The following is a 10,119-nucleotide window of genomic DNA, read 5'->3' as shown; positions in this document are numbered from 1 at the left end:
AAACAACGGGATTAAGTTCCATCTCCAATGAATTAGGGAAAAAAGCCATTGAACAACTCCTGGTTGGGGATAAAAAAGGAGTCGTTTGTATTACCCCAATTAATTGGGATAGCTTCCAATTTGATTTTCCGTTAGTCTCTCAATTAATTAGAACAAACTTCTTTCAGAATGAAAATGAAATCAATAAAATTGATCATACTGTAAAAATGGAAGATTTTATTCGTGATGCTGTTTTAGAAATTACAGGTAAAATCATAGAGAATGACGTATCTTTATTAGACAGCGGACTCGATTCATTAGCTAGCGTTTCACTTCGTAACCGTATTGCTACTCATTATAAAGTGAACCTTGCTCCATCGTTTCTGTTTGATTATCCCGACATCAAATCAATTACTCGCTACCTTAGAACCTTAAAATCTCAGGAACCTAATAGTGTGAAACCAACCTTATTGAAAAAGAGCGTTTCTAAGATGCCTGTACTGGTGATTGGAGCAGGTATAGGGGGGCTTGCTTTTGCTAGAAATTTAGAAAAATCAGGAGTTTCAGTCATTGTAATGGAAGCTACCGATCGTGTAGGTGGAGTCTGGCATTGGCTGGCTAATCAAGAATCAAAACTTCAAATTGACTCTCCTGGTTACGGGTTTGACAGCACGATTCCCACTACCTCCAATGATTTGAAGTGGGAAACCATTTTTCCATCTAGAAAAGAAATTATTGATGGTACAAAACTTGTAGCTGATTCTTTAAAAGGGCCAATATATTTTAATACTTTGGTAAAAAATATAAAAAAATTGGAAGATTCTAAGTATGAAGTGACCTATGAAATCGATGGGGAAATTCACAAAATGATGGTTTCTGGAGTAGTGGCACTAACTGGTGGTCTACATAAACTAGTTAAGAAAGAGTTCCCAGGTGAGTCTTCATTTAACGGACATATTGCACTAGGAGTAGCGGATGACACTCCTACTAAATTATTCAAAGATGCTTCTGTTGTAATCCTTGGTCATGGAGCTTTTGCAGTAGAAAATATGCGTACTGCATTAGAAAATGGGGCTAAACACGTGACAATAGTATGTCGTAAGCAGAATCTTGTAATGCCCAAAGTCGGTAATTGGATACTGAATTCTAGTAAAGGAACAATGTCAGCGGAAGATGTAGTTGATGTAATGCGTCCATTCTATCAAGCTTGTGGAATTAATATTGAAGATTTAGAAACAGTTATTCGAGATCAAGAGGGAGAGATTATGCTAAATCAAGGTACAGTTCCCGCAGGCTCAGATCTATACTTTTTAGCTCAAATGTTAGGAAAGCTAAAAATTGTAATTGGGAATCCATCTGGTTTCACATCGAACTCGGTTATATTAGAGGATGGACAATCTATCCAGTGTGATGTATTCCTAAAATGCTTGGGAGCCAAAACTGATGATAGCATTTTGCGTAATATATTTGGAGAAAATACTCAAGTAGATGGTCTTTGGATTAACGGGGACCCTAATCTAATTACTTATAATGACGGCACTAATGGATCTCAGATTCTTAACAAAGTTAAATCTTTATTGTGTAGTAGTTATTCATTTTTTGTACAATCATTTGTACCTGCTTATATTCATTTTAGAGAGCATCCAAATGAGTTCAATGCTGTTCTTGAACGTATTAAGAAAGAATCATTAGGAATGACAACTCTAGAGCGTCTTTATACAGAACTTTGGGACTTTATTGATCATGCAAAGCAAAATCTTGCAAAACGAATTACTGAAGAATGTCCATTTGATCGATTCCAAATTGAATGTGAGGAAGAGTGGAAAAGTTATTGTAACAAATTAGGAGGAACACTGTCAGAAGGCGAATCTATTTGGAAACTATTACAACCAGCTTTACAGATTATACATCGACGTGACCCACACAACCTATCAGAAGTACGTAGACAAACCTCTCTATTGAGGGAGGGGTCGATATCTGTATTTGTACCTCGTCGATATCGCGTCCTTTTTCTTCCGGGGCAAGGAACGGATGCCCGTTTAGCCAGAACTCTACTTGACCAAACTGGTTGGCTTAAAAAATCTAATTTAGATTTTGTGGTACCAGATGCACCTTATGAGATGGACGCTTTTACAAATGAAGAGCAGTTACAAAAATTAGGATTAGATGGCTTGGTAAAATCAGGACTATATAACAAGAACACTCGATATCGTGAATGGCGTGCTGGATTTGAAGATCTTTTCCAACAACACCATTACGGTACCCCGATCCAGGTCAATTCGGATGTGCGTGATCAGTGGAATACAACATTATTGTATTTGAAGGAAGTTGTACAACGCTACGGGCCTTTTGATGGTATCGCGGGATTTTGTGAAGGAGCGTCGGTAGCGTCGGTAGCACTTTTTCTTCAAGCACAAGGGCATGACCATGGACTTGCATCAGTTAAATTTTTCTTAGCTATGGCCCCATGGCGTTCACCTATGCACGAAGCAGATGGCCTTTTTAATTTAAATCAACCACTCAAGCTACCAATGTTGCAAATAATAGGAGAAAACGATATGGAAGTATTTTTAGAAGCTGCTCCACATTTTCGGAAGGATTTTGTTGAAGCTAGCGAATTCCGCCATCATGGACAACATGTTTATCCTCAATTCACATCTAATTTAGAGAAAGAATTGAATCGTTTATTAAAAAGAAGCGAGGAATCAAAAACTCTTATTTTCCAATAGATATAAATGTATTTTAATAACTGATTGTACAACAAATAAACAGATTCCTTAGAAGGGAAGGGTATATGACTATTTATAACAATTCAAATTTGAGAAATTTAAAAGACTCTGAGCTAAATGCTGGACTTCCAACAATGCCATACCAATTGGAGATGGCGATCAAATACGCTTATGAAAATGTTGGAATGACATTAACGAACAAGGTTATTCGAGAACCAGAAAGTAGTGAGTATGGTGCTTGCCGTTTTGAAATTGAAGGGAAAGAGGTTGTTTACCGCGATGCAAAAATAACACCAGTTAAAGTAGGGCAATTTGTGACAGTCTGGAAACGTCCTTTAGATATAATAATTCCTTTTGATAGTACTGATAGTGTAGATTTCATCATTATTGGTGTAAGAGATTCACAAAATCAAGGGCAATTTGTTTTTGATAAAAAAATACTCATTGAAAAGAGGATTATGTCTCATAGTAATAAAAAAGGAAAAACAGCTTTTCGAGTTTACCCACCATGGACTCAACCTGTAAACAAACAGGCTGTAAATACACAGAAATGGCAACTCCGTTATTTTTTTTCTTTTGGCCCAAATGAGACTGTTGATATAGAAGGCATACGTCAACTCTTTAAACTTTAGTTAGTGAGTTCCGGTCTGAATTCTTCGCTAGCAGTAGCGGAGAATTCATTTTAATTGTTCAAAAAATCATAAAACATTTAGCGCTGAATTAAATAGGAGAAAAAATGATGTATAAAGTAATAGTAATAAGGGTTTGTGGCAAAGAATTTATAAATTATAGTTATGTTGTTTACAATGCTGAAGGAATAGGCGTACTTATTGATCCAGCTTGGGAATTGGAGAAAATCATAAATACTATTGCTGAATTGAAATTGGATATAAAAGCAATTTTGATAACCCATGAACATTTAGACCATACTAATTTAGCAAAGCATACATCTGATTACTATGATGCCCCAATATATATATCTGCTGAAGCAAATCGGATATGCAATATTAGTAGTAAACGAATAATGCTTATAAATGATGAGACACCTCTATTAATAGGGACATTAATCATTAAGCCCCTTTTGACACCAGGCCACACTAAGGGTAGTGTTTCTTACTTAATTAACGAAAACCTTTTTTCAGGTGATACTTTACTAATAGAAGGGTGTGGTATTTGTACTGATAGAACCTCTGATCCACATGAACTTTTTTATTCTCTGAGACGTTTAGTTGACATCATTCCACTTTCAACAAAAATTTATCCTGGGCACAGGTATCGTGCAGAGGTAGGTAGGGAGTTTGCATATGTCCTAAATAACAATATCTACCTTAATATCACTAATAAAGAAGATTTCATTCAATTTAGGTTACGCAATGGGCAAGAAGGTTTGATGGATTTCCTTTAAGTCTTTTTAGGTTCAAAGAATCTATATAGAACAATTAATATTAAAAAGGAGAAGCTGGTGACAAAGATGATAGAGCTTTTCGCTGGAAGAATCCCTAGTAGGATAGAATCTCATCAATTTAGAAACATGTTAAAACATGTTTCTTCTGAAAAGCAAGACAAGATTAAAGGTTATCTAAGACAGGAGGATGCATTACAATCATTATTGGCGGATCTTTTAATTCGATCTATTATTCAAAGTAAACTTCAAATTAAAAATGAAAAAATATTGTTTGAAACAAATAAATATGGGAAGCCAAAAGTGTTAAACGATTCTAGTATTTGTTATAATATTTCTCACTCAGGAGAATGGATTGTCTGTGCTGTTCATTCAACATCTATAGGAGTCGATGTAGAGAAAATCAGAAAGGTAGACCTAGGAATCGCAAAGCAGTTTTTTACAAGAGAAGAACAAAAAGATTTGTTAGGTAAAAATGTAGAGCAACGGTTACCATATTTTTTTGATTTATGGACCATTAAAGAAAGTTACATTAAAGCTAGAGGGAAAGGTCTATTCATTCCATTAAATTCTTTTAACGTAATTAAAAATACTCATAATGACATCCAAATCGTAACTAAAGAGAAACATCCAATATATTATTTCAAACAGTATTTCCTTGAATATGGCTATAAGCTTTCCGTTTGTGCTAAGTCAAATGACTTCCCCAAAAAAATAAAATTTGTAAATCTATTTGATATGTATAAAAATATTATCTAGTCGAGTTATTGTATAAAGTATTAAAATATTATTCTCACAAGAATAATATTTTAATGTGTATGAATACCAAAAGAGGAAAAGTGGATAGCTTTTCACTCTTTTGGTTCATAAAATACGATATGAACGGTCGTAAAGTTTATCTTTGGACGCTTCACACTTCATCTGTTTGTCGTTAGTGTACAGTGATGTTTTTTCAAAATAAAGTGCAGAGTATGCAATGGTATCAAACTGATGATGAATCCTAAATTGGTGAAATTGGGATACTTACCCGTTGGTTGCTGGTTTTCTCATTATAAAAGGCTGTTTACAAATTTCCGATCATATCAACTGGGCGTTTAACTTTTGAAGAATTTACTAGAATTTATAATCGCATTATGAAGTCGTCAAACACGAATGGCAAAGAATGTTGGTAGGAAATGATTATGCAAACGACGGCTTTGAACCGTCGTTTGCAAATAATTCTAAATTTTACTGTATGAAAGGATCCTATTAAACAACGTTTTTTACTAGTGTTTAGCAATATTCATTTTATACTCTGGCTGTAGTATAGTCTTTGGTTTATTGGCTGGCAGCATTTCCGCTATGTACATAGGGAGGTCATCGGTTATAGTAATGGAGGTGTAGGCAGGTTAGTTGTCGTTATACCCCAAACGAATACACGCCTAGATGGTTACCCTCGGTGTCGCTAAATACCGCCCACACTGGACCACCAAACTGACTTTCATCTTGTGCAGGGTGTACCACTTTACCGCCTGCATTTTCTACTTCTTTCAGTTGTACCTCGACATCATCAACCAAAATCATGATAAGCGGGCGGTCAAACCCTTTGCTACGTGGACGAATATCGCCATTGATAGCTCCTGTCTCTGTCGGGTTGCCTTGCTCATCGGCTGGCGTGGTAAACGCCCACACATTGCCGCCACCTTGTTCAGGTGTAGACCAACCAAAGACTTCACCATAAAACTTGCTTGCTCGTGCCATGTCATCGGCTGGCAGTTCAAAAAACGCCACTTTGTTTGCTTGTTTTGACATATTATTACTCTCCTTTGTTTTTATTAGTAATATACGTCTAGTATAGTAAGTTACAAGGGATGTGTATTGTACAAATCAGACATTAAACTTTTTAGCATACCTTGCAGGCGTGTAGCCTGTGGCTTTGCGAAACGAGCGTATAAAGTGCGATTGGTCAGCATAATGAGACAAGTAGCTATCGCTGTCGAGCGACTGTTGTAGGCGTAGTACCTTGAGAAAGTCATGTGGAGCAAATCCTGTTGTTTGCCTAAGAGTTCGCTGGAGTTGTCGAGGTGACACCCCTGCTATATCTGCCATGTCAGTTACCTTGTGAATATGATCAATGTGCGCAAATATTTTTTCAGTTACTGGATTTTCCACTACTAGCTGTTCTTCGATTAGTCGCTCCACCAGCCTAGATAATACCGACTGTTTGGCAGTGAAATCTAACCCAATAAGTGTGTGGTTAGTCTCGTTAAGCTGCAAGATGCCTGTATAAGGTGCGTCTACTACACCATAGGTTGCTTGCCCCTTCCACACGCCAGGCAAGAACCGAATATTGATATAATGAAACTTTTTACCGAGGTTTAGCTCTTCAGAAGTAGCATGGAGTTTCGTGATACCTGCTATCTCTGGATTTAACTGATCAAAAATGATGTAGGTGCATGAGTCTGGCAAGGCATGAAAAAGGTAGTCATCAGCCAGTGGAGTATCGGTCTTTAGCTCCAAAAAGCGATGTACTAATCCGGACAAGTGACTTGGTGGCTCTACCTCGATAAATTGTACTTGTTGTATTGCTTTTTGTTTTCCGTTGCCTTTGGGATTGTACATATACCTATTCCACCTTTCAACTTACTCCTATATTGTCGTGACTTGTTATCTTCATACATTCTTAATTAAAATGTCAGATTTTAAATTATTATCAACTAGATTATACCAAATAAAGCGATGGAATTAGCCTTGATATATAGTTGAAATGGTTTTAAAACAGAGGGGGCGTAGGCGAATAATAATAAAAGATTCCTGTCAATCGTTCGGTTTTTCTATTGACAGAAGAAAATGATGTTGGTAGACTCTTATATAGAAATAATAATTTTATATAAGAGTCTTATCGTATAAATGCAGGAATAGGGCCTGCGCGTCTCTACCAAACTACCGTAAATAGTTTGACTACGATAATCATCTAATTTTATTTGCATCCTGTCTTAAATCTGATGATTTCTAGTTAAACTTCCATTCGTACGAGATGAATTGGAAGTTTTTTTATTGATTTAGAAAGAGGCTTGTTTGCTTGTGGATTGAATTAGGTGAAGACTGAAAAAATGGAGGCGAAAAGGTTGGAACGTTTTTTTGGCTTTAAAGAGCATGGAACTTCAATCGGACGAGAGAGTATTGCGGGGTTAACAACGTTTTTGGCTATGGCTTATATTCTGTTTGTTAACACAGATATTTTGAGTGCGACAGGAATGGACCCTGGTGCAGTATTTACGGCTACGGCATTGGCGGCGGCAATTGGAACATTAATTATGGGGCTATTAGCTAACTACCCAATTGCACTTGCGCCTGGTATGGGATTAAATGCTTTCTTTGCTTTTTCAGTTGTTATTGGATTAGGAGTAGAATGGCAAGTTGCGTTGTTCGGTGTATTCATTTCAGGTATTATCTTTATTATTATTACGCTATTAAACATTCGAGAGATGATTATTAATGCAATTCCGGCAGAGCTTAAATATGCAGCTGGAGCTGGGATTGGTTTATTTATTGCTTTTATTGGATTGAAGCAAGCAGGTATCGTAGTTGGGGATGAAGCGACAGCTGTTACATTAGGTAACATGACGGCTCCGACGACGTTGCTGGCGGTATTCGGTATTGTCGTTACGGTTATTTTAATGGTACGTGGTTTTAAAGGTGGTATTTTCTACGGAATGGTAATAACAGTTATTGCTGGTTTGCTATTCGGTTTAATTGAACGTCCGGACGCGATTGTTGGTTCTGTTCAAAGTCTAGCACCGACATTTGGTCAAGCTTTTATATTTGATTGGTCGACAGTTGAAATCTGGACATTAGTCATTGTCGTACTAACATTCTTGTTTGTCGATTTCTTTGATACAGCAGGTACATTGTATGCTGTTGCAAATCAAGCCGGTTTTGTGAAAGATAATAAGCTTCCGCGTGCAGGAAAAGCCTTATTAGCTGATTCAACAGCAACATCAATTGGTGCAGTGCTTGGAACATCGACAACAACAGCATATATTGAGTCATCTTCTGGTGTTGCTGCAGGTGGGCGTACAGGATTTACATCAGTTGTAACAGCCGGATTGTTCTTAGTAGCACTATTCTTTTCACCATTATTAGCAGTTGTAACCGAGCAAGTAACGGCTCCTGCTTTAATTGTTGTCGGTATTTTGATGGCCTCATCCATTCGCTTAATTGAATGGGATAAGTTCGAAATTGCTGTACCGGCTTTCTTGACGGTGATCGCGATGCCGTTAACATACAGTATTGCGACGGGGATTGCGATTGGCTTTATCTTTTACCCGATTACGATGATTTGTAAAGGAAAAGCGAAAGAAATCCATCCGTTAATGTATGTATTGTTCGTTGTCTTTGTTTTATACTTTATTTTCTCGCCAAAATAAATCATACAAAAGGTTCAAGTGGGACATCCCTGCTTGAACCTTTTTTGAATGGAGCATTTGATGATATCTCTTTAAACGGTATTCTTTTTGAAACGATAAGTAGGACTTCCTTTTATGTTGGTTTTGATGCGGAATAAGCCTCCGGCGTGTTCGTGTTGCTCATCATTCATTCTCGCTGTTGTAATGTAAAGGTCTGTTAAATCCTGACCTCCAAAGACACAAGATGTCACATTTAATGCGGGGACAGGTATATCAAGTAAATGTTCACCACTTTTTGGATTCCACCTCGAAATTTTTGCCCCTCCCCAATGAGCAATCCAGAGCATACCTTCTTGATCGATCGTCATTCCATCGGGTGATCCATCGCTTTTATCGATTATAATGATTTCGGTTCGGTTAGTGATTTGCCCATTCGTGATGTCATAGTTAAATCGTACAACCCTTTGTGTAGGTGTATCGATATAGTACATATATTGATTGTCTGGTGACCATGCAAGCCCGTTTGAAATACTTATATGATCTAGTTTTTTGGAGCAGGATAAATTAGGTTCTAAGCAATAGAGGGCTCCTTTCTCTTTGTGGCCTTTCAGACTCATCGTTCCAGCCCAAAAGCGGCCAGCGGGGTCGCATTTTCCGTCATTGAAGCGGTTATCGCTCATTCCTTCTTCTGGATTGGAAATGAATGCTGTCGTATTTGTTTCCCTATTATAAGAATAGAATCCTGATTCTAACGCTGTGATAAGTCCTCCGGATTCGGTTGGTGCAACTGCGCCGACCATCTGTCCAAGCTGAATCGACTTCTGATGATGGCTAGAAGGATCATAGATGAAGCATTTCTTCTCGATAATATCTACCCAATAGAGAACTTCAAGTCTCTCATCCCAACTAGGAGATTCACCGAGTGTTGCTTTTTCATCTATGATCAGTTCTGCTGTTTCGATCATGTTACATCTCTCCTCATTGATAATCTGTACTAATTGTATACCTGTTATAGAAGGAATGAAACGTTTACACTGAAAATTCTTAAAAGAGGAGCACTGGCTGCGCCCATTATGACTTCTTTATGAGGGTGATAGCTCATAGGGAAGTTTTGACACGGGCTATGTACAGTGCTTTGAAGAGTAGTGATTATCTGTTGCTGGCGAGGTGTTGAATTGTTGAACGCTTTGTCGCAATTGTTCACTTTGTTTTTTCATTTTTGTAGAAGCTTGTTTTACAGAATGAGCTATGTTAGTTGAATCGTTTGTCATTGTATAAATTCGGTCGATCATTTCGTGGAGCTCACTCATTTCATCTTGTTGCCTAAAATGGTTTCACCCTCTTTAGATGTGTTTTGGCTTACTTGATTTAATTTTTTCAACAAAGTCAGTCGTTTCTTCATATTTATCTATGCTTGTGAAAGTGGTAGGCAGAGAGTTTAGTTCTGTATATAGTTGACAAATCTAGCGAGAAAAGAAAGTATAAATAAAATAAATGTTGACGATAGATGACGAATCATGATATATTATTTCTCGTTGTCAGTCATGACTATATTAAAATAATTTGAAAAAAGTTGTTGACGTTATGGTCATTAGTTGATATGATAGTAAAGTCGCAAAAA

8 protein-coding genes and 1 riboswitch are annotated in these 10,119 nt (G+C 37.2%); of the genes, 5 read left to right on the top strand and 3 right to left on the bottom strand.

Translation table 11 applies throughout. From position 1 onward, the window contains the following. The 4 genes from JCM9152_RS20455 to JCM9152_RS20440 form a co-directional block, all read left to right on the top strand. The coding region (locus JCM9152_RS20455; protein ID WP_148296563.1) for an FAD-dependent oxidoreductase at positions 1–2,708 on the top strand (2,708 nt) is incomplete at its 5' end. A 65-nt stretch (positions 2,709–2,773) separates the two neighbouring features. Further along, complete coding sequence (locus JCM9152_RS20450; protein ID WP_201768806.1) at positions 2,774–3,340, top strand: MepB family protein; 567 nt, start codon at positions 2,774–2,776, stop codon at positions 3,338–3,340. A 107-nt stretch (positions 3,341–3,447) separates the two neighbouring features. Continuing rightward, the gene (locus tag JCM9152_RS20445) at positions 3,448–4,113 is read left to right on the top strand and encodes an MBL fold metallo-hydrolase (RefSeq protein WP_052016254.1); all 666 of its coding nucleotides are present in this window, start codon (positions 3,448–3,450) and stop codon (positions 4,111–4,113) included. Between the two features lie 66 nt (positions 4,114–4,179). Continuing rightward, the gene (locus JCM9152_RS20440; protein ID WP_035347549.1) at positions 4,180–4,869 is read left to right on the top strand and encodes a 4'-phosphopantetheinyl transferase family protein; all 690 of its coding nucleotides are present in this window, start codon (positions 4,180–4,182) and stop codon (positions 4,867–4,869) included. Positions 4,870–5,508: 639 nt separating this feature from the next. Here JCM9152_RS20440 and JCM9152_RS20435 read toward each other — a convergent pair. Further along, the gene (locus JCM9152_RS20435) at positions 5,509–5,901 is read right to left on the bottom strand and encodes a VOC family protein (RefSeq protein ID WP_035347545.1); all 393 of its coding nucleotides are present in this window, start codon (positions 5,899–5,901) and stop codon (positions 5,509–5,511) included. 75 nt (positions 5,902–5,976) lie between these two features. Further along, complete coding sequence (locus tag JCM9152_RS20430) at positions 5,977–6,711, bottom strand: helix-turn-helix domain-containing protein (protein ID WP_035347542.1); 735 nt, start codon at positions 6,709–6,711, stop codon at positions 5,977–5,979. 260 nt (positions 6,712–6,971) lie between these two features. Further along, positions 6,972–7,073, top strand: a riboswitch (purine riboswitch). Positions 7,074–7,217: 144 nt separating this feature from the next. Here JCM9152_RS20430 and JCM9152_RS20425 point away from each other — a divergent pair. After that, complete coding sequence (locus tag JCM9152_RS20425; RefSeq protein ID WP_035347540.1) at positions 7,218–8,519, top strand: NCS2 family permease; 1,302 nt, start codon at positions 7,218–7,220, stop codon at positions 8,517–8,519. A 71-nt stretch (positions 8,520–8,590) separates the two neighbouring features. Here JCM9152_RS20425 and JCM9152_RS20420 read toward each other — a convergent pair whose 3' ends face one another. Next, positions 8,591–9,463 (bottom strand): SMP-30/gluconolactonase/LRE family protein, encoded by an 873-nt coding sequence (locus JCM9152_RS20420; protein WP_035347538.1) that lies wholly within the window; start codon positions 9,461–9,463, stop codon positions 8,591–8,593. Between the last annotated feature and the right edge of the window lie 656 nt (positions 9,464–10,119).

It is taken from the genome of Halalkalibacter hemicellulosilyticusJCM 9152 (assembly GCF_000513115.1).
GTDB classification, from domain to species: Bacteria; Bacillota; Bacilli; order Bacillales; family Bacillaceae_D; genus Halalkalibacter; species Halalkalibacter hemicellulosilyticus.
The sequence above is the reverse complement of the archived record's forward strand: the minus strand, read 5'-3'. Positions and strand labels throughout refer to the sequence as shown.

Bases quoted from the DNA above. Each gene is read 5' to 3' on its own strand.
- JCM9152_RS20440 (WP_035347549.1), top strand. From the start codon at position 4,180: ATGATAGAGCTTTTCGCTGGAAGAATCCCTAGTAGGATAGAATCTCAT.
- JCM9152_RS20435 (WP_035347545.1), bottom strand. From the start codon at position 5,901: ATGTCAAAACAAGCAAACAAAGTGGCGTTTTTTGAACTGCCAGCCGAT.
- JCM9152_RS20420 (WP_035347538.1), bottom strand. From the start codon at position 9,463: ATGATCGAAACAGCAGAACTGATCATAGATGAAAAAGCAACACTCGGT.
- JCM9152_RS20445 (WP_052016254.1), top strand. From the start codon at position 3,448: ATGTATAAAGTAATAGTAATAAGGGTTTGTGGCAAAGAATTTATAAAT.
- JCM9152_RS20450 (WP_201768806.1), top strand. From the start codon at position 2,774: ATGACTATTTATAACAATTCAAATTTGAGAAATTTAAAAGACTCTGAG.
- JCM9152_RS20430 (WP_035347542.1), bottom strand. From the start codon at position 6,711: ATGTACAATCCCAAAGGCAACGGAAAACAAAAAGCAATACAACAAGTA.